The sequence below is a fragment of the Erythrobacter colymbi genome (genome assembly GCF_002155685.1).
Lineage (GTDB): Bacteria > Pseudomonadota > Alphaproteobacteria > Sphingomonadales > Sphingomonadaceae > Erythrobacter > Erythrobacter colymbi.
Window position 1 is genome coordinate 1 of record NZ_MUYK01000025.1, and the last position, 17681, is coordinate 17681.

The window sequence follows — 17681 nt, forward strand, 5'->3', positions numbered from 1 at the left end:
TGTCCGTCGTCAGAACATTTGGCACAGGTCGCGGCGTAAATTAGCGGAGTGCGGGCCTCGTCTGTTGTTGGGTTTTAGGCGGCGAGCTTACGGTGTTGCAAGCGCCGATGTTCAATGGTCTGTCGCTTGATCCTTTCGCGTTGTTTGATGATGGCTGGTGCCCTGCCGAAGTAGGCGTCTGCGGGCGTCACGTTGTTTAGGCTCTCGTGGTATCGGCGGTGGTTGTAGTGCTCGACGAAGGTCTCGATCTGGGCCTCAAGGTCGCCGGGCAGGAAGTAGTTCTCGAGCAGGATGCGGTTTTTAAGGGTCTGGTGCCAGCGCTCGATCTTGCCCTGGGTCTGGGGGTGCATCGGGGCGCCGCGCACGTGGCTCATCTTGTTGGCCTCGATGTATTCAGCCAGTTCGCCCGCGATGTAGCTGGGACCATTGTCGCTGAGCAGCCGGGGCTTGTGCAACACCGTGGCGCTGTCGCATCCGGATGCGACCAACGCTACATCCAGCGTGTCGGTCACATCCTCGGCCCGCATGTTGGTGCACAACTTCCAGGCGATGATGTAGCGCGAGAAGTCGTCGAGCACGGTGGAGAGATACATCCAGCCCCACCCGATGATCTTGAAGTAGGTAAAATCGGTCTGCCACATCTCGTTCGGCCGGGTCGTCTTGGTATGGAACGCATCAGCCGCTTTCACCACGACGTATGCCGGGCTGGTGATCAGATCGTGGGCCTTGAGCAGGCGGTAAACCGTAGCTTCGGACACAAAGTATTGGCGCTCATCGGTAAATCGCACCGCCAGTTCGCGCGGTGACAGCTCGGACTGCTCCAGCGCCATTTCGACGATCTGGTCCTGCACCTCGGGCGCGATCCGGTTCCACACCCGGCCTGGAGCCGATGGCCGATCCGCCAACGCCTCCGGGCCGCCTGCGAGGTAGCGGTCATACCAGCGGTAGAACGTCCGCCGGGCGATGCCGAGTTGGTCCAGCGTTCGCTTGGCAGGCAGGTGGGACTGCTCGACGATCCTGATGATCTCGAGCTTCTCGGATGCGGGATACCTCATTCTTCGTCGCCCCCATCCGCGATCATGCTTTTTTTGAGCAAACGGTTTTCCAGCGTCAGGTCGGCCACGCATTCCTTCAGGGCGCGGGCTTCGCGGCGCAGATCCTGCACCTCGCCAGTGGTCGCGGCACGGGCGGTATCACCGGCCAACCGGCGCTTACCTGCTTCCATAAACTCCTTCGACCAAGTGTAATACAGGCTCTGGGCGATGCCTTCCTTGCGGCACAGCTCTGCGATGCTGTCCTCACCACGCAGGCCGTCCAGCACGATGCGGATCTTTTCTTCGGCAGAGAAATGGCGCCGGGTTGCTCGGCGGATATCCTTGACCACCCGCTCAGCTGGGGCCTTCTTGGGAGGGGATTTTTTCACGGAGGGTTGGGTCTTCATCTTCGTTCCTTCGTCACTACGACGAAGCCCCAACCCTCCTTAAATCACAACCTCAAATCTGTGCCATTGGTGCTGACGGGGGACACCTTGCTCGCTTCCGTAGTAGCGATAGGGAAGAAACTTGCCCGACATTCCGATCTTCACTCGATCACCTTTTGGATTCGGCTCACGCTCGAACGTGATGTCGAAATCGATTGCGGACATAATGCCGTCGCCGAACTCGTCCTCGATGAGTGCCTTCCACGCGGGGCCGTTGACCATCACCATTTCATAGAAGCGATATATCAGGGGGTCCGTCGGCGGCATGGGCATGCCTCGATATGGCACCTCGTTCAGCATACGCTCTTCTGCCTCCGACAGGCCGAACAGCGCCGCAGCCTTCTTCGCGAGCGGTTTGATCAGCTTCATCTGCCCGAGCAAAGCGCCGATGATCAGCACCTCGGACACACCACCGATCTCTCCGGTGATGTGTTTCCACGACCAGCCTCGCTCGCGCTTGATGTCCAATATCTTTTCGGTCAGTTCCTCACGCCTCATCGATCCGTTCTCCTTCTTTGATGATCGCTAACGGGATGCGGTCCCGGCAATGCCGGGACCACAGGGACATGTGCGCAGGTGCGGGCGTCTCAGCCCTTCAGTTGTGAGACGGTTTCCGCGGTCGTCCAAAGGCCGTGCGCGAGGAACCGGAAATTCACCAGGGCGGCGAGGTAGCCGTCGCCCTCCGGAACGCGAGGGCCGGCTGTCGCATCGCGAACGACCACCACTTCGAAGCCCTGTTCGATCAGTTCCCGCAAATGCGCTTCAATGCACAGATTGGCGGCCATGCCGGCCAGGATGACTTGTGACACACCTTGTTTGCGCAGTTGGAGAATGAGGTCGTTCGTCTCGGGGCCGTAGACCTTGTGCGGCGAGGCAATGATGGTTTTGCCGTCGTGGATGTACTTTTTGTAGTCTTCGAGGAAATCCGCGCCCGATCCCTCGAATTCCTCCACGGTAAACTGGCCTTTGCGACCAAACATGTTGATCGCATGCATGGTCTTTTCCAGTGGACCGCCAAACTGCCAATGATGGTCACATGGATAGTAGAAGTGGGGCGAGATGGCGACGGTGATATCCGCTGCCTTCGCGGCTTCGAACAGTTGGCCGATGTGCGACACGGTGTTGTTCTCGACAACGCTCTCGCCGAAGAACGGCCAGCTCACACCGCTGGGATGTAAGAAGTCGTTCTGCGGATCGATCACCACGAGGGCAGCTCGCTTCAGGTCGAGCTGAAACGTGCTTTTTGGAAGCACCGGATTTTCGGGATCTGCGTAGAGTTCAGTCATGATCTTCTCCTTTCAGAAGAGGAAGGCGCCATCTGCTGGCGACGTATTAAAGTGACTGGTCGTATATTAATACGACACGATTTTCACGCGAGGAGCCGAGGCAGGGCAACAGTGCCAAATCGCCTCAGAGCTCTTCCGCTTTGCTCGACCTTGGCCACCATCACCGCGCCCTCGAAGGCCTCGATGAGCGTCGCCGCAAGGTCCTGGGGTTCGCGCGCGAGGGGAAGCTCTCCCGCTTCGCTCGCGGCCGACAGGCACTTTGCAAGGGCGGCTGTCCAAGTCCTCAGGAGAGCTTTCAGCTTTGATCGTGCAATCGAGCTCTGCGCCGCAAGCTCAAGCGCGAGATTGCCGATCAGACAGCCAAACGTGAATTTCTGTCGCTCATGATACTCAATCAACTCCGAAAAGTGTCTCTCGACGCGCTTTAACGGGCTAACGAAATCGTCTTCCAGGATGGACACGTAATTGGATTCGATTGCGCGCCAGTATTCATCGAGTATCGCTGCCGCGAACGCATCCTTGCTTTCGAAGTAATTGTAAAACGATCCCTTCGGAACTCCGGCAGCGGCAGTAATATCCTGCACGCCACAGCCGTTGAAGCCAAGGCGATGGATGATTTCTGCGCCTTTTTCGATGAGGCGCGAACGAACTTCTGGATTCGGTGGACGTGGCATGACGTTAATAAATGACCAGTCATCTCGTTATGTCAACCGTTGAATGGCCTCTAGGACCGTTGAGGACCGCCGCTGGTGCGTTTTTGCGATCGATGCGCTAAGGTCCAGCAGACGCTTAAGCGCGGGATTGACGTTGTTTGTCGACCAAACAACGCTTGAGTTGAACACCTCGCCCCCTTCGGCAAGCGGAACGAAGATGACCGCGGGATAGGAGGCGCCCTGAGTGGAGGTCGCAGCCAAGGTCACGCCGAATCCCATGCCCACCATGTTGAGGAGGTTCTCGCGGCCAACCCGCTGCACCGAGATCCGCGGATGAAAACCCAAACCGGAAAGCTGCCGCACGATGATCGCCTCGACCTCAGGCCCGTGAACGTCCGCTGCGACAAGGAATGTCTCGTCGCGGAGATCCTCCCAATTGACGCCGACGCGTGCCGCCATGGAATGGTGCTTTGAAACTGCGACGTATAGAGGTTCACCCCAGAGATGCATCGCCTGGCAACCGGGAAGACGCGGCTCGCCGGGAATGAATGCCGCGTCGAGCCGACCGCTTAGCACGCCGGCGGCAGTCGCCTGCGCCGTCGCCTCTTCGATCTTTATATCGATGTTCGGAAACCGGAAATGGAACGCCTCGAGCACGTCGGCCAAGAAACCGCTGGCGAGCGAGGCCATCAGCCCGATTTTCAACTCCCCAATCTGGCCTCGTTTCTCCATGCTTAGGCTGCTGACAGCTTGGCGAATGTGTTCAGCGCCAAATGCAGCCTCCCGTATGAAGCGCTCGCCGGCTGGCGTCGGCCGCACTCCGCTCCTGCTGCGTTCGAAGAGCGGCACGCCCACCCTGCGTTCGAGCAACTGAATTCGACGGCTGACCGTCGACTGCGAGAGATTCATCGCATCGGCCGCACGGCGGAAACTTCCGTGTTCCGCAACCAGAATCGCGTAGCGGAGAAAGCGGAGGTCAAGGGCCAAGTCAGGCATGTCCCCCTCCGCCTGCCCGCCGATGCAGTGGCCGGCCGACGCTCAGCCGCGACCTGCGCAACAGGGAATGACTGCGCATTTCCGCCGCCGCGAACCGCGGGACGGCGCCAATTATGCGGCTACGATGCTCGTGGAGAAGCGACACTCGCATAGAGAAAACACTACTCAGAAAGATCAGGCCCGAACATCGCCCGCATCTGTGCCAAATAATGTTCCTCCGAGGTCATCCATCGCAATTGTGCGAACAACGCGGTATCGGGGCCCGCCGGAAAGCGCAGCCGATCGCCCTCCTCCGTCGCAGCAGCGAAAACAGCCTCGGAGACTTCGCTCACACTCGTGAACGCGGTTGGATAGTCTTGCAACTTGGCGAAATAGCGTTGCGCAAAGGCGTCGTATGGCGGTGGTGTCAGTCCCTCAATGCGATTGGCGCTGTTCGTTCTGAAATTGGTCGTTGGTGCAAGGCCTGGTTCTACGATCCGCGCCCGGATGCCAACCAGGCCCAATTCATACGAAAGCGCCTCAGTGAACCCTTCAACAGCACACTTGCTGGCCGTATACACGGCAACGAACGGCATCGGGGCGATCGCCGTGCTGGAGGTCACATTGATTATCACACCACCCGCATGCTGGCGCATATGCGGGATTGCCGCTCGGCAGACCGCCATCACCCCGAAAGTGTTTGTTTCAAACATCTCCCGAATTACGGTGTCAGGCGTAAACTCGAACGCGGAAAGCAAGCCGATGCCCGCGTTGTTGACCAGCACATCAATCCGTCCAAAGGCGGCGACGGCATCGGCGAGAGCCTTAGAAATGCTTTCAGCGCTGGTCACATCCAGCGGCAGGACTTTCAGCCGGTCCCCGGGCTTGTCGAACACGCTTTCGTCAGGCGCCCGCATTGTCGCAACGACGTTCCAACCTTGATCGAGAAAGAGCTGTGCGGTCGCCTTCCCATAGCCTGAGGAAGTTCCGGTAATCAGTATAATGTGGAGCTCCACATTAGACATATTCGCGTGGCGACAGGTCGATTTCGAGGTCTGCCCGCTCGTCGGGGCTGAGCTCCCCGAGGCGACGGTTGAGGATCGATTCCGCGGTCGTGACGAGCTGCAGCACCACCGATTTGCCATCGGCGAGGTGTTCCTCGACCGCGGCGATGACGGTCGGCATCTTCAGGCTGAGAAGGACCTGGCCGAAGAAGCGCTGCTTGGTCGACTCGAAGCGCGAGCGGGCGGACGCCTTGGCGCCGCTGTTGAGCGTCGCGTTCTCGAGGGAGTCGACGACGGCGGTCAGCTCCAGCGCCTGTTCCATGTTGCGGTGGATGATGCCCCAGGCATCCGCATAGGTGTCGTAGATCCTGATCTGGTCGGGTGTCAGCGCATGCTTGAGGATGTCGTACTCGACGCCGGCGAAGCTGAGCGCGCGCGCCATGTAGAGGCCGGTCGCCTTGAGGTCGCGAGCGACGAGCTCCATGGCGGCGATCCCGCCCTTGCGGATGCCGCTGATGAACTGCTCGCGGTCGGCGAAGGCGGTCTCCGGTCCCCAGAGGCCGAGCCGGACGGCGTAGGCGAGATTGTTGACGTCGGAGGCTCCGGTCGCCGAGGCGTAGAGCACGCGCGCGCCGGGCAGGTTATTCTGGAGCAGCACCCCGCAGATGCCCTGCTGGGAACCCTTTTTCGCGCCGAGAGCGCCCTCCCCGCCTGCGACGCCGCCCATTTCGTGTGCCTCGTCGAAGGCGATGACACCGTCGAAGTCTTCGCGTGCCCAATCGATGAGCTGCTTGAGCCGGGTGTGATCACCCCGAGCAGAGCGGAGCGCCGGATAGGTGACGAAGATCACGCCCTGGTCGAGCTTGACCACCTCGTCGATCTTCCAGCTGGTAAGGGGCTGGATGTCAGCCGTCATGCCGCCCAGCGCGGTCCAGTCCCGTCGGGCATCCTCGAGGAGGGGCTCGTTCTTGGTGATCCAGATGTGGCGGCGGCGGCCCTGCAGCCAGTTGTCGAGGATGCAGGCGGCGATCTGCCGGCCCTTCCCCGCCCCGGTCCCGTCGCCCAAGAAGAAACCCTTGCGATACTCGCGGCCGTCCTCGGACAGGTCCAGTCCGACGCCCTCCTTGCTCGGGCGGAACCGGCCCGGGATCATCTGGGTCCAAGCATCGCCGGCGTAGACGACTGTTTCGAGCTGCGAGGCCGACAGCAGACGCTCGGCAACCGTCCGCTCGGGCAAGCGCGGGACATGATGGGGGATTGGCGCGGGGATCGAGCCCATGGCCACGGACTCGACCAGTGCGGTCGGATGCTCGCCGGCGGTGGTGAACACGAGGCGGCTCGGCCGATAGGGCAGGTAGACGCCCGTCTGTCCGAGAAGCGGCGCCGGGGTTTCCAGCGGCGTGAAATCGACGGGGAGAACCTCGTTGCGGACGGGGGCATGATAGGCGCGCGGTTCGGCAGGGCGCGTGCTCTTCACGGCACGGAACAGTGAGGTCGTGCCGGTCTTCCGGACAGGAGCCATTGGCACGTCCGTTTTCGGCTTCAGCCGGTCGACGATCGTCACCGCGTCGAGGATCTCGGCGACCGACGAGCGCTGGATCGTCGAGGGGATCGTCGTGCCCGGTGCCTTGTCGATGACGTAGAGGCGGACCGCGATCGAGGTGCCGTGCTTCGTGTAGCACTTTTCGAGGCGGATCGAGGTTCGGACCGCGACATCGCGCAGCGTGGAGTCGAACAGGTCACGCAGACGCGCGCTGGGGCCGAACCAGTCGGGCATGATCGCGACAAGCCGTCCTCCGGTGCGCAGGCGGCGCAAGGCTGCCTGTAGGTGGCGCACGGCCGCGAAGTCGTCGGCGCCGCGGCCGAGCGAGCGCGAGAACGGCGGGTTCATCGGGACCAGCGTGGGACGCTCGGACGATGCCATCAGCGACGTCAGCGCTGCGCCGTCGTAGCCGGTGATCGGCGCGCCGGGAAAGCTGTGGGCGAGCCGTGCCCGTCGAGCCGGGTCGAGTTCGTTCAGCTGAAGCGTGACGTCCTGGCGCAGCTGCGCGACGAGCAGGCCGTTGCCGGCGCTGGGTTCGAGGACGACGTCGCCTTCCTGTGCGTTCGCCAGGAGCACGGCCAGAGCGGCGATGTCTGCCGGTGTCGAGAACTGCTGCCATTCGAGCTGCTCCTCGCTCCGGACAGTCTGGGTGGGTAGCGCCGCCATGAGCCGGATGGCGTGGGCAACATCGGGCAAGGCGTGGAGCGCGTGGGGGACCGTCCGCAGGTGGACGGCGAGCGCGTGCTCCAGCACCTCGAAGCTCTCGCGCTGGGTCCAGCATCCCTGCGCGTCGGTGCCGCCATAGGCCTTCGTCATGGCCTCATTGAGGGCGGCCCGCGTGATGCTGTCGCCGGCGCGGAGTCGATCCTGCAGCAGGAGCGCGGCGCTTCGGTCGGCGTTCTCGGCCGTCGAGAATAGGTCGGTCATGGGGGTCTCCTGGATCGGCCGCCCAAACGGCAGCATCATCCACTCGACCCCCCTCCCCTTTCCTGCTCGCGATCGAGGACGATCGCCCAGTCCTTGATGCGCCCTGGTGGTGGCGCTCGCCGGATGTTGAGCCGGGGACGTGCATAGTGAGCCTCTGCGCGTACGGCAGCGGCTTCGCCCTCCGGATCGTTATCCTGTGCGAGTAGAAGATTGGCGAGCGCCGACGGCAGGCCGAGATGATCGAACCGTCGAGCGCCGAGGGTCGCCCAGCAGGGCACGCCATGCAGGATCGTGAAGGCCGCGGCCGTCTCGAACCCCTCCGCGATCGCGAGCGTGTCACCTTGCAGCGGTCGTCCCTGCCACGCCCCCTGCCCCGGTTGTCCAAGCATGACCTTGCACTCGTAGTCCGCGGTTGCCGGGTCGAGGAAGATGCGCTGGAAGGCGACGAGCCGATGTCCCTCCCTCACGCCGACCAATAGGGCGGGCTTGAAAACGGTACGTCCCTTGGGTCCGAGCGGGCATCGCGGATGGAAGCGGAGATCGGCCGGTCCTGCGACGATGTGGCGTCGCTGCAAGTAGCGCTCGCCGAGCGTCTGCATGACGTCGCGGGCCTGTTCCCAGAGACGTTCGACGTTCCCGGTTCCGCGGCGTATGTCGGCCTTCGGGGGCTCGAAACGCCTCGTCACCGGGATGCGACGAATCTCGCGCAGGACGTCCTCTGCCTCGCAGCCCGCAAAGCACGTCACGAGGATGCCGCGATCTCCCTGGCGTAGCGACAGGCTCGGGGTCCGATCGACGTGGGCTGGGCATCGGCATGTCGCAACATAGCCGTGCCAAACTCCACCGAGCGAGCCGACGATGTCGACGAGTTCCTGGCTTGGTTTCAATGCGGTATAGGGCATCTTTTCTGCTCCTTCGCTATTCTGCACCCCCTCCCCTCGCTCCGGCCAGTGGTAGACTATGGTACCAAGAGAAGGCCTAAGCATCGCAGCTGAACCGCTCGGAATGCTCGGCATGCCCGAGCGGTGCATAGCGGTGGCTACCATATTCTAGCGTAGCGCTGCCATGCGGTGGCTGGGGTGGCATAGCCCTGCGTAGCATTTAGTACGCCTTAGTAGCGTATCCTATCCATGCCCTGCCATGTATAGCGTTGCCAAGCGATGTGTGGTCTGGCATGGCGTAGTCAGGGCGGGCAATCTCCCCGCCTGTCGTGTGAAGGCTGCGCCAGTGTAGCGCAGCGATGACGAGGAAGGCTGGAGCATGCCAGTAATCAGCTTTGCAAGCCCCAAGGGCGGGGTAGGTAAGAGCACGTCGGCGTTGGTGCTCGCCAGCGGTCTCAGCCAAGCCGGGGCCTCGGTGACTGTCATCGACGGCGACCCGAACCGAACGCTTGAGACGTGGGCGAGCGAGACGTCTGATCCTGGATTCGAGTGCCGGACACTCCCGTCAGACAACGCGATCATCGACGAGATCGAGGAGGCGGCAGCCTCCAGCCAGTTCGTCATCGTCGATCTGGAAGGAACCGCGAACTTGGCCATGTCTCGCGCGATTTCGCGGACCGACTTGGTCATCATCCCGCTGCAGGCGTCGCCGGTCGACGCACGACAGGCGAGCCGGGCGATCAAGCTGGTGGTGGATGAGGGGAGGGCGCTTCGCCGCGAGATCCCGTATCGCATGCTGTTTACGCGCGTGAACCCTGCGATCGCGACGCGCGACGAGAAGGAAATCAGGTCGCAGTTTCGGGGCGCGGGTATCCCGACCTTCGAGACCGCTCTGAACGATCGCGCGGGGTTTCGCGCGATGTTCACACACTACCGCTCGCTCTGGAGCCTCGGCGACGATCAGGCGACCGGGCTGGACAAGGCGCGCATCAATGCCACCGCCTTCGTGCAGGAGGTCGTGACGGAAATCAGACGGCAGAACGCTGTCGTGGAGCAGACGGCATGAGCAACGGCATCAAACTTGGGCTGGACGATCTCTCGGACATCCGGCCGAACACCCGGGCTGAACGCAGCCGAACGGATCAGCGCCGAGACGCGGCTGCGGTAGATGACATCGGGCGCGAACACGGGTTCTCCAAGCCGTCCGCGCCTGCGGCATTGCCGCGCCGGCAGAAGTCGGCTTATGCGGGCGAGCAGCTCCACCAGGTCAGCGTCAAAGGCCCGGTGAGCGTGATGGGGCGCTTCGTCGAATACTGCGACCGGGAGCGGCTGCCTTACTGGCAGGCCATCGAGAAGCTGATGGACCTGGCTGAGGGAGAGGAACGCTAGGCGGCGGGCAGCGACGCCACCACTTCGCCGATCAGGTAGAAGGCGTCCGGAAGTGCGAAGAAGGCGTCGACGCGCGCGTTCTCGTCATCGGGTGCCTCTGTGCTTCCGAGCAAGGCTGACCAGCGATCGTCCACGAACCCCAGCAGCGCCGCCCATGCGGAGCCGTGGTCCGGGTGGACCGACAGTTCGTCTTTGTCGCCGAAGGTGATCATCAAGAGGTGTAGCGACATCGCAAGCTCCTGCGAGCTGCGCCGGGACCGGAGCCTCGGCGGGTGAGGGCAGGGGCCGCGGGACGCAACTCCCGCTTGCCCGATCCTCTCGATCCCTCTCACCTCTTTTATGATTCTGCGCTCAGCGCAGAAGAACCGATGCTACTTGCGAATAGTTGCGCGGATGTATCCGGTCCCGCGTCTCAAAACGGTTCAAGTCGACCGTCTCGTCCCCGAAGCGAGCGGCAACCGAGCTGACAGTATAAGCCTGGGGTCTTGCATAAGGCAGCAGCCAAATGACTCGGCGAAAGCAGAGGCTGGTGCGGATCTTCGTGAGTTTGGTCGCGAGGGCGGCGCCGGCCGGGTCGTTTGATCCCATGGCGAAAACACAGGCGCCATAGTCTTTGCCCGTTTTCCTCCAGGTGAGGATCTGCGCCGCTGTAGCACGCTCGACGGCCTGCACGTCGCATTGCTGGGCATAGCGCCGGTTGATCGCCTGACCGGCACCGACGCCGGTGCTGTCGCCCAAGATAAGGCACTCGAACATAGGAGGCTCCCGCTCGCCTAGATTGTACGACGGGATGGTGCGTCAGGCCAAGCGAAGAACGGCGTCAGCTGAGCGCCTCCTGCAGCTCGGAAAGGTCGGCGTCGATGATGGCGTAGAGATCGTCGCTGTTGTTGCGGAAGAACTGGTCCGCGCGCGCCTCGGGCTCGATAGGGGAGGGGGCTCGGCCGAACCGGCGTTCCCAGCGTCGGTCTACGAACTCCATCAGCTGCCGCCACGCCTGCGCTTCGGTCGCGTGGAGCGTGACCTTCCGAACGCCCTCGAAGATGATGACGAGGACGACGACGCCGGGGTTCATCAACAAACCGCCTCGGCAGCTCGGCGTGCGGACGTGGGTCGGCGATCCGATCGGCAGGACGTGCGAAGCCGTTTATCGACCATTAGCTTGCGGTATGCGAGGAACTTGCGTCACTTTCGTTGCGGTGGGGGGTTAAGCATATCCTCACCATGCTGTTGTAAACAGATAGGGTCCGTTCGGAACCGGCCAAGGGTCGGAGACATTAATCACCCGAGGCGGGCTACGAGGCTGATCATGGCGCACCTGACCCAAGTCGAGTTGATCAACTGGATAGCACTCTACACCGCCACGGGGCTGTGCTGCGCGATCGCGATGGTCCTCTCCGTCTCGGTCGCCGGAATCCGTCTGTATCGCGAGCGGTCCTGGGAGGAGATGCGGTCCGTGCGTGGCGCCGTGCTGTTCCTGCCGAAGACCTGGTGGCGCTGGCAGAAGCTCTACCTTCTGTCGACCCCTGTGACGCTCGGGATCGTGGTCTCGTTCGGCATGAGCCTGAGCTGGAACTGAGCCTCAGAGATCGAGAGCACTCGCGATCAGATCGCCCACGCGGTCCTTCTCGACATCCGTGGGCTCGATCGTCAGGAGTGGTCCAAGGAGCCGCATACGCGGATGCGTCGTCGCCTTGGACGTCAGGTAGTCGTCGTCGCTGAAGCCCATCGCTTCGACCACGAGCTGTTTGATCTCGCCAGTCAGGCGCGAGCGTGCCTCGAGGAGGAAGTCGGGTCGGCATGAGCCCTGGGTCGTGAGGCGGTCAAAGACGGGCTTCTCGATCGCGAGATCCACTCCCCCGGCGTCCAGTAGCCGGCGGGCCTTGAACAGCTCGCGAAGGACCGACCGTTCGAACTCGGAGTCGACCGGGATGAAGCGCTGACCGGAGAAGATTGGTTGAGCGTAGGCGCGAAGCGGTGCGTAGCCGTGCGCCTCGGGATACTCGCCCGCGACGATCATCACCAAGAACGGCCCCTTGATGAGGTTGCCGCGCACGGAGGGCGACTGCACGCGGTTGGCGACGTGGATCGCCTCGGCCCCGGGGACGTCGACGACGTGGCCCCGGACGTGTGGCGAGAACAGCGCCATGAAGCCCTGTGGCGCGTGTCCGCTCGGCCACGATTTCGCGAGCTGGCGCAGCATGGCGTAGGCTCTACGGCTGTGAAGCGCATTTGCGTGGGTCCAGAACGCTCGGCCGAGCTCGATGCCCGGCGCGATCTCGATCTTGGTCGAGGCTCTGCCGAGCGCCTCGAACTCCAGCTTGATCGAGGCGGTTTCGTATTCGTGCGCGACGGGGGCCACCTTGTTGGTGCCGGCAGCGTCGATCAGGCGCCACAGGAGCCGCGCTAGGCGCGGAACGGAGGCATGGCGGGTGCGATCGTCGCTGGCATCTTCCTCGGGCCTCTGCGCCAGTTTCTCCGGGGCTGGGCGCAGCACCTCGAAATAGCCGGTGGGTGGATCAGCAGGCGTCTCGCGAGAGCGGATCTCGGTGATGCGGTGCGTGACCTGGTCGCGGAAGAAGGGGCAGTCCTCGCGGTGCTCCGGCCGCTTGGTGCTCGTCAATCTCCGCAGATAGGGGTCGGTACACAGAACGGACCCAGATATACGCTAAGGTTTTGCCGTGCCTTCGACGGCGCGCATCTGGCGAAGCGGTCTGAGCGCGGTGGATGGCGCATCGGGATCGGTCCAGAGGTAATCGCCGGTGAGATTGATATGCTGCCAACCGAGCGGTGATAGGTGTTGCAGCAGGTCCGGCGGGACCGGCCGGCCGAGGTTGGCGAGATGCATCCGGGCGGCTTGCAGGTAGGTCGTGTTCCACAGGACGATGGCACCGGCGACGAGGTTCAGCGCGCTCGCCCGATGGCTTTGGGCTTGCAGCGCATGATCGCGGATACGGCCGATGCGATGGAAGAAGATGGCGCGTTTCAGGGCATTTTCCGCTTCTCCCTTGTTGAGTTCGCGGGTGGCGCGGCGACGCTGTTCGGGCTGCTCGATCCAGTCGAGCGTGAACAGGGTACGCTCGACGCGACCGATCTCGCGCAACGCCAGTGCCAGGCCGTTGGCGCGTGGATAGGAGCCGAGCCGTTCCAGCATGATCGAGGCGCTGACGACGCCTGTGCGGATCGAGGTTCCCAGTCGCAGCACGTCGTCCCAGTGTGCCTCGATCAGACCTTCGTCGATGCGGCCCGCGACCAGCGGCGCAATATCGGGGCCGGGTTCGATGCCGTTAAACAGGTGCAAACGGCGTGCGGCGATATTCGGGATACGCGGCGCGAACCGGAACCCAAGCAGATGACATAGCGCGAACACATGGTCGGAGACGCCCCCGCCATCGACGTGATGCTCTTCGATGTGCAGATCGGCGCCGTGGTGGAGCAGCCCGTCGAGCACCTGTGCCGCCTCGCTCGCCGAAGCGGAGATAACTGTGGAATGGAACGGCGCGTAGCGATCCGAGACGTGGCTGTAAAAGGAGACAGCCGGCTCTGTCCCCTTGTGCGGATTGACTGCGCCGGTTGCCTGGGCGCGGCGGTCGAGCGGAAAGTTCTGACCGTCTGAGCTGGACGAGGTGCCGGACCCGAACAGCGCGGCCAGCGGCGCGGTGTGTTGGGCGTCGACAAGCCGGGCGAGCGCGCGACCGTAGGTTTCCTCGCGCAGATGCCACGAGGCGAGCCAACCGAGTTGGCGCTGGGTCACGAGATTGCAGGCTTCCGCCATGCGCGTATGGCCCAGATTGGTGGCATCGGCGAGCACCGCCGTGAGGATCGCACGTGGTTCATCCGCGGCACGGCCACTTTGCAGATGCGTGAAGCACTGGCTGAACCCGGTCCATCGATCGACTTCGGCAAGAAGGTCGGTGATGCGGATCGCGGGCAGATGCGCATAGAGCGGCGCAAGGGCGGTATCGGATTCCTCGGGAGTAATCGCCTTCAAGGGCGAAATCCGCAGCCTGCCCAAGCTGAGCTGCACGTCTTCCAGCGCGTCCGTCTCCGCCTTTCGCTCGACCTCGGCCAATCGACGGGCGAGGCGGGCGCGTCGTTCGGCCAGCCAGATATCGGCCGTATCCGGTGCCGGTATCGGCAAGGGGCCGGCCGCGCGCATGTTGGCGAATACGGGGGCAGGAATGAGTTGCTGCTCGACAGCACGATAGCGTCGGCTTCCCTCGACCCACATGTCGCCGGCGCGAAGCCGGTCGCGAAGCTCGACCAGCACGCACAATTCATAGATCCTGCGATCGGGAATGCCGGTGCCGATCGCCCGACGCCAAGCTTGCCGGATGAAGCCGACTGGCGTGCCTGCAGGCAATTTGCGCAGATGACCAAAATGAAGGTCGCGCATGATCGCGACCGCTCGCGCGAGCGCATGGCAGGCTGGCACCGCCCCGAATGTGAACGAGGCGATGAACGAGGGACCGACCTGTCGGAGGACGGGGTAATTGGTCGCGGCGACCGCGACGGGATCGACCGAATCGGGGCGGATCAGCTTGCGGGCTTCATCGACCTCGCGGCCGAGATCATTCCATCCGATCGCTGCCTCGATCGCAGCGCCGATATCGCCACCTGATATCTTGGCGGCGAGCAAGGCAGCGCCGAGTTGGGCAAGCAGCCGGATTTTGCCGTTGATGGTGCGCCGGTTGCGCTTGAGTGTCGTGTCCGCGCTGTTCTGTTCGCGCCGGAACATCTGCCCAAGCAGGCGATCGAACATCAGCACCGCATCGTCGGTGAGGGTAACGATGGTTTCGAGGATGGTCACCACCAATGTGGCGCGACGCCGCGTCGCTTGCAGCGTCCGAACATGTTGCGCGGTCAGCCGCACGCCTTCCTGGCACAGGCGTCGGAGGCGCTCGGGATGGACGCCTACGGCGATATCCGGATCGATCCCGATGGCCCGAAGCAGTGTCAGTCGCTCGATGATGGCGGCGAATGTCTTTCGGCCGGGCTTGCCGGGTGACTGCCGCACCCAGGCCAGATCGCTCAAGTTCGTGCCTGTGTGGGGCAGGAGAAGCGCATCGAGCAGCCGGCGCTGTCGAGCATCGAGTCCTCGGGTCAGATGCTCGGCGACATGGCGTTCGGCATCGAGCAACGCCTGTGCGACCATCCGCTCGACCGAACTGATGCCCGGCACAATGATGCGCCGTCGCCGGCACTCATCCAGCATCACGCGCGCCAGCCTAGCCCCGCTGGTCGTCGTCAGCGCGATCGGCAGGAGCCATTCCTGCAACGTCGTTCGCAGCGGCCGACTGAGCGGCATGAAGCCGAATGCATCGCGCAGTGCATCGAGCTGTTCGTACCGGGTCGGGCCGCGCGTCGCGTAGTCGGCCAGCACCTCGGGTCCGACCTGCAATTGCTCTGCGACGAACGCGAGCGGCGTATCAGGGATCAGTTCACCGGGTCGCAGGAAACGGCCAGGATAGCGCAGCGCGCAAAGCTGGATCGCGAAACCCAGCCGGTTATGCGGTCGCCTCCGGCGGACGATGATGGCCAAGTCGTCCCGGCTCAATGTCCAGTGCTGGACGAGCAGGGTTTCGTCGTCGGGAAGCGCGAGCAACGCCGCGCGTTGCTCGTCCGACAGGACGGCGCGACGCGGCATCGGCTTAGACCTTGGCCGGTGCGGTCCAGCCGATCCGGGCAAGCGTGCCGAGAAGGGTCGAACGCGGCACCTTGAAGGTCCGGCAGACGGACGCCTTGCTGGCCCCGCCATCCAGCGCGGCGGTGATCCGCTCGAGCGTTTCGGCGTCGATCATCGGCGGGCGGCCACCTTGGCGTCCCCGGCGTTTGGCAGCAGCCAGTCCCGCCATCACCCGTTCGCGCGTGAGCGCACGCTCATATTGTGCCAATGCACCGAACAGCGAGAACAGCAATTCGCCGTGCGGCGTGGTCGTATCCATCTGCTCGGTCAGCGACCGGAACGCGATGCCGCGCGCCTTCAGATCGGTGACGATCGTCAGCAGGTGCGGCAGCGAGCGTCCGAGCCGGTCGAGCTTCCACACGATCAGTGCGTCGCCCGCGTTCAGATAGTCGAGGCAGGCTTTCAGGCCTGGTCGGTCGTCGCGCGCGCCGGATGCCTTGTCGGTATGGAGATGCCGATGATCGACCCCGGTTGCGACGAGCGCGTCCCGCTGGAGATCGACCGTTTGGCGGTCATCGGTCGTTGACACCCGCATATATCCGACCAGCATGTACGACAAACCCTCGAAAGCATGTTTTCGAACACCCTATCAAAGCGACAGGGTTTGTCGATCGTTATGGGCTGAGGCGGGTATGGTTCGGCAAAAGCGCAGGTCCGGAGCGTCGCCTATCACCTGTTTGCCGTCACGCGTCTGCTGTCCGTATGGACGCAAGTAGAAGGCACGCTGATGCCGCAAGAAGCACCAGGTCCTTCAACAGGAACTGTCCGGTTCCGGCCGAAATCGCCGGGAACCCGCCAGCGGTCGGCTCGGCGACGCCAGGCGTGCTCAGGAAAAACGTCAGTGTCACGGCATAAGTTAGGCATGACATCGCCGCGCCGAGAGCGGAGGCCGTCTTGTTGAAAGCACCGATAATCAGCGCAGCGGCCGTCGCGAGCTCGACGGTGCCTATAAAATAGCTTCCACCCTGCACCCCAAAAACGGCCGGAATCCAGCTCATGATCGGACTGTTCTTCATCAATGGCGCGATGCCCATCGCTTCATAGCTCGTGAATTTCATGCAACCGAACCAGAGAAAGATGACCACCAGCGCCCAGCGCAGCAACGCGAGAGACCCGCGAGAGCCGGTCGTCTTTTCAGCTATGTGTAATGTCGAAAACATGGTGCCTCGCTTTCATCATGGCGCATGACCTGCCTTCATGCTTAGACAGGCGTGATATATGCGCTGCGCATACACTATGCGCCATCAATGAATGATGCAACCCTTTGAACGTACTCTCGGACCGGCTCGTCAATCTGTTCGGCGCCCTCGCAGTGGGCATCACCGATCGAATTAAGAAGGCGGCATTCGACCCGACGATACCCGGCGGTGGCGAAACCACCGCGGCGATCGTCGTCATCGGTCACGCGACCGGTCTTTCGATCGACGAATTAGGACGGGTGCTAGGCTTGTCCCACGCGGGGACGGTGCGGCTTGTCGATCGATTGGTTGCAGCCGGGTTCGCCGTTCGATCCAAAGCGCTACGGGACCGTCGTGCAGTAGCGCTGATGCTCACTGAGGCAGGCGAGACTCGCCTATCTGCGATCCTGCAACGAAGAAACGAGACTTTATCCGAAATCCTTAGCCATGTCTCGAATGCTGACCGCCTCGTGCTGGAACGTATTGCCGAGACAATACTTGCGCAGATGTCTGACGACGCTGTCTCGGCGCTGACGATATGCCGGCTCTGCGACGAGAGGCGATGCTACAACTGTCCGATGGATGCCTTTGGAATGCTGGAGTCGTCGACGCATAGAGTCGACCCATAAGTGCGCGCAGAGACGCTTAGCGTATATCTGTGCCCGTTCTATGTCCTGACCCC

At 62.9% G+C, this 17681-nt stretch carries 18 protein-coding genes and 1 pseudogene; 4 read left to right on the forward strand and 15 right to left on the reverse strand.

Annotated elements, in window-relative coordinates:
* Positions 1-74: 74 nt before the first annotated feature.
* The 8 genes from BZF57_RS19055 to BZF57_RS19090 all read right to left on the reverse strand — a co-directional run bounded on the left by BZF57_RS19055 (position 75) and on the right by BZF57_RS19090 (position 8770).
* Positions 75-1441 (reverse strand): IS3 family transposase gene (locus tag BZF57_RS19055; protein ID WP_120222458.1). Its coding sequence is split into 2 segments (ribosomal slippage): positions 75-1090 and positions 1090-1441, totalling 1368 coding nucleotides; the frame shifts between segments, so codons are not numbered across the junction.
* 39 nt (positions 1442-1480) lie between these two features.
* Complete coding sequence (gene cynS, locus BZF57_RS19060; RefSeq protein WP_086740873.1) at positions 1481-1978, reverse strand: cyanase; 498 nt, start codon at positions 1976-1978, stop codon at positions 1481-1483.
* A gap of 89 nt (positions 1979-2067) precedes the next feature.
* Positions 2068-2766 carry a cysteine hydrolase family protein gene (locus BZF57_RS19065; protein ID WP_054362430.1) on the reverse strand — a complete coding sequence of 233 codons (699 nt, stop codon included), beginning with the start codon at positions 2764-2766 and terminating at the stop codon, positions 2068-2070.
* Positions 2767-2849: 83 nt separating this feature from the next.
* Complete coding sequence (locus tag BZF57_RS19070) at positions 2850-3440, reverse strand: TetR/AcrR family transcriptional regulator (protein ID WP_054362429.1); 591 nt, start codon at positions 3438-3440, stop codon at positions 2850-2852.
* A 27-nt stretch (positions 3441-3467) separates the two neighbouring features.
* Positions 3468-4415 (reverse strand): LysR family transcriptional regulator, encoded by a 948-nt coding sequence (locus BZF57_RS19075; protein WP_054362428.1) that lies wholly within the window; start codon positions 4413-4415, stop codon positions 3468-3470.
* Between the two features lie 161 nt (positions 4416-4576).
* Positions 4577-5410: an SDR family oxidoreductase gene (locus BZF57_RS19080; protein ID WP_231728248.1), complete on the reverse strand. Its 834-nt coding sequence runs from the start codon at positions 5408-5410 to the stop codon at positions 4577-4579.
* 1 nt (position 5411) lies between these two features.
* On the reverse strand, positions 5412-7868 hold the full coding sequence (locus BZF57_RS19085; protein WP_086740881.1) for a strawberry notch-like NTP hydrolase domain-containing protein: 2457 nt from the start codon (positions 7866-7868) through the stop codon (positions 5412-5414).
* A gap of 35 nt (positions 7869-7903) precedes the next feature.
* Entirely contained in the window at positions 7904-8770 is an 867-nt protein-coding gene (locus BZF57_RS19090; RefSeq protein ID WP_058803405.1) for a DUF7146 domain-containing protein, read from the reverse strand.
* A gap of 358 nt (positions 8771-9128) precedes the next feature.
* On the opposite strand from BZF57_RS19090, the gene BZF57_RS19095 reads away from it, so the two are divergent.
* The gene (locus BZF57_RS19095) at positions 9129-9815 is read left to right on the forward strand and encodes a ParA family protein (RefSeq protein WP_054362425.1); all 687 of its coding nucleotides are present in this window, start codon (positions 9129-9131) and stop codon (positions 9813-9815) included.
* Positions 9812-10138: a hypothetical protein gene (locus BZF57_RS19100; protein ID WP_054362424.1), complete on the forward strand. Its 327-nt coding sequence runs from the start codon at positions 9812-9814 to the stop codon at positions 10136-10138. The genes BZF57_RS19095 and BZF57_RS19100 overlap by 4 nt, the downstream gene beginning before the upstream one ends.
* Here the strand turns inward: BZF57_RS19100 and BZF57_RS19105 are convergent.
* The 3 genes from BZF57_RS19105 to BZF57_RS19115 form a co-directional block, all read right to left on the reverse strand.
* Positions 10135-10368, reverse strand: coding sequence for a hypothetical protein (locus tag BZF57_RS19105; RefSeq protein WP_054362423.1), 234 nt, complete (start codon positions 10366-10368; stop codon positions 10135-10137). The genes BZF57_RS19100 and BZF57_RS19105 overlap by 4 nt on opposite strands.
* Before the next feature lie 121 nt (positions 10369-10489).
* Positions 10490-10876 (reverse strand): hypothetical protein, encoded by a 387-nt coding sequence (locus tag BZF57_RS19110; protein WP_200912148.1) that lies wholly within the window; start codon positions 10874-10876, stop codon positions 10490-10492.
* Positions 10877-10958: 82 nt separating this feature from the next.
* Positions 10959-11210 (reverse strand): hypothetical protein, encoded by a 252-nt coding sequence (locus BZF57_RS19115; RefSeq protein ID WP_058539788.1) that lies wholly within the window; start codon positions 11208-11210, stop codon positions 10959-10961.
* 234 nt (positions 11211-11444) lie between these two features.
* Here BZF57_RS19115 and BZF57_RS19120 point away from each other — a divergent pair, with 234 nt between their 5' ends.
* The gene (locus BZF57_RS19120) at positions 11445-11714 is read left to right on the forward strand and encodes a hypothetical protein (RefSeq protein WP_054362420.1); all 270 of its coding nucleotides are present in this window, start codon (positions 11445-11447) and stop codon (positions 11712-11714) included.
* A 3-nt stretch (positions 11715-11717) separates the two neighbouring features.
* Here the strand turns inward: BZF57_RS19120 and BZF57_RS19125 are convergent.
* The 4 genes and pseudogenes from BZF57_RS19125 to BZF57_RS19140 form a co-directional block, all read right to left on the reverse strand.
* Positions 11718-12770 (reverse strand): annotated as a pseudogene (locus BZF57_RS19125) (hypothetical protein); the annotation flags it as partial.
* A 33-nt stretch (positions 12771-12803) separates the two neighbouring features.
* Entirely contained in the window at positions 12804-15782 is a 2979-nt protein-coding gene (locus tag BZF57_RS19130) for a Tn3-like element ISMpo10 family transposase (protein ID WP_086740875.1), read from the reverse strand.
* Positions 15783-15786: 4 nt separating this feature from the next.
* Positions 15787-16371 carry a recombinase family protein gene (locus tag BZF57_RS19135; RefSeq protein ID WP_086740879.1) on the reverse strand — a complete coding sequence of 195 codons (585 nt, stop codon included), beginning with the start codon at positions 16369-16371 and terminating at the stop codon, positions 15787-15789.
* Positions 16372-16504: 133 nt separating this feature from the next.
* Complete coding sequence (locus BZF57_RS19140) at positions 16505-16981, reverse strand: YkgB family protein (RefSeq protein ID WP_010339850.1); 477 nt, start codon at positions 16979-16981, stop codon at positions 16505-16507.
* Between the two features lie 104 nt (positions 16982-17085).
* Here BZF57_RS19140 and BZF57_RS19145 point away from each other — a divergent pair, with 104 nt between their 5' ends.
* Positions 17086-17628: a MarR family winged helix-turn-helix transcriptional regulator gene (locus BZF57_RS19145; protein ID WP_010339851.1), complete on the forward strand. Its 543-nt coding sequence runs from the start codon at positions 17086-17088 to the stop codon at positions 17626-17628.
* The last annotated feature ends 53 nt before the right edge of the window (positions 17629-17681 follow it).

Coding starts and splice junctions, on each gene's coding strand:
- cynS (WP_086740873.1), bottom strand. CDS start 1,978: ATGAGGCGTGAGGAACTGACCGAAAAGATATTGGACATCAAGCGCGAG.
- BZF57_RS19130 (WP_086740875.1), bottom strand. CDS start 15,782: ATGCCGCGTCGCGCCGTCCTGTCGGACGAGCAACGCGCGGCGTTGCTC.
- BZF57_RS19075 (WP_054362428.1), bottom strand. CDS start 4,415: ATGCCTGACTTGGCCCTTGACCTCCGCTTTCTCCGCTACGCGATTCTG.
- BZF57_RS19065 (WP_054362430.1), bottom strand. CDS start 2,766: ATGACTGAACTCTACGCAGATCCCGAAAATCCGGTGCTTCCAAAAAGC.
- BZF57_RS19115 (WP_058539788.1), bottom strand. CDS start 11,210: ATGAACCCCGGCGTCGTCGTCCTCGTCATCATCTTCGAGGGCGTTCGG.
- BZF57_RS19090 (WP_058803405.1), bottom strand. CDS start 8,770: ATGCCCTATACCGCATTGAAACCAAGCCAGGAACTCGTCGACATCGTC.
- BZF57_RS19100 (WP_054362424.1), top strand. CDS start 9,812: ATGAGCAACGGCATCAAACTTGGGCTGGACGATCTCTCGGACATCCGG.
- BZF57_RS19095 (WP_054362425.1), top strand. CDS start 9,129: ATGCCAGTAATCAGCTTTGCAAGCCCCAAGGGCGGGGTAGGTAAGAGC.
- BZF57_RS19105 (WP_054362423.1), bottom strand. CDS start 10,368: ATGTCGCTACACCTCTTGATGATCACCTTCGGCGACAAAGACGAACTG.
- BZF57_RS19140 (WP_010339850.1), bottom strand. CDS start 16,981: ATGTTTTCGACATTACACATAGCTGAAAAGACGACCGGCTCTCGCGGG.
- BZF57_RS19085 (WP_086740881.1), bottom strand. CDS start 7,868: ATGACCGACCTATTCTCGACGGCCGAGAACGCCGACCGAAGCGCCGCG.
- BZF57_RS19070 (WP_054362429.1), bottom strand. CDS start 3,440: ATGCCACGTCCACCGAATCCAGAAGTTCGTTCGCGCCTCATCGAAAAA.
- BZF57_RS19120 (WP_054362420.1), top strand. CDS start 11,445: ATGGCGCACCTGACCCAAGTCGAGTTGATCAACTGGATAGCACTCTAC.
- BZF57_RS19135 (WP_086740879.1), bottom strand. CDS start 16,371: ATGCTGGTCGGATATATGCGGGTGTCAACGACCGATGACCGCCAAACG.